The organism is Tenacibaculum sp. M341, assembly GCF_004337695.1.
Lineage (GTDB): Bacteria > Bacteroidota > Bacteroidia > Flavobacteriales > Flavobacteriaceae > Polaribacter.
Map to the genome: position 1 here is coordinate 1 of NZ_SJXJ01000066.1, position 818 is coordinate 818.

General features: G+C 36.2%; 1 protein-coding gene. It reads left to right on the top strand.

Annotated features, from left to right (window positions below; all coding sequences use genetic code 11):
- The coding region (locus EYW44_RS21915; protein ID WP_132728011.1) for an IS5 family transposase at positions 1 to 814 on the top strand (814 nt) is incomplete at its 5' end.
- Positions 815 to 818: the final 4 nt, after the last annotated feature.

Sequence of the window (818 nt, forward strand, 5' to 3'; positions counted from 1 at the left end):
CAAAGATATGATAGAATTAGAAATAGTTCCATATTTACCAGAAACAAAAAGAGGATTTAAGCCTAAAGCACCACTTTACGAGATAGTTAATGCTATACTTTATAAGCTAAAAACAGGCGTTCAATGGGAATTTCTTCCAGTAGAAAGTCTGTTCAGCAAAGAGGTCTTGCATTACAAGACAATTTTTGGTCATTATCGCAAATGGTGTGAATTAGAGGTTTGGAAATCTTGTTGGATAGAGTTGTTAAAAACGCACAAATCTAAGCTAGACTTATCAAGTGGCGATTTAGATGGAAGTCACACAACAGCATTACGAGGCGGACAAGAGGTGGGTTATCAAGGAAGGAAAAAACGTAAAACCACCAATGCTATTTACCTTACGGATAGGCAAGGATTACCAATAGCTATGTCAGAGCCTGTTTCAGGAAACCACAACGATTTGTTTGATATAGAAGCGCAATTTCAAGAAATTGTTGGTACATTGGAAGAAGCAGAGATCAGTGTTGATGGGCTTTTTGTTAATGCTGATGCTGGTTTTGATTCTCAAAAGCTCAGAGATAAATGTGAGGCCAAGGGCATCATTGCCAACATTTGCCTAAACAAACGTAATGGAAATACTGATGCAGACTATTATTTTGATGAAAAACTCTATAAAGAACGCTATGCTATAGAGCGAACCAACGCTTGGATGGATAGCTTTCGTTCTTTATTGAATAGATTTGACACCACAATTACTAGTTGGAAAGGCTTTAATTTCCTAGCATTTATTGTAATCGGATTAAAGAAATTTCATAAAATTGAAAAGTCAAGATGACTTC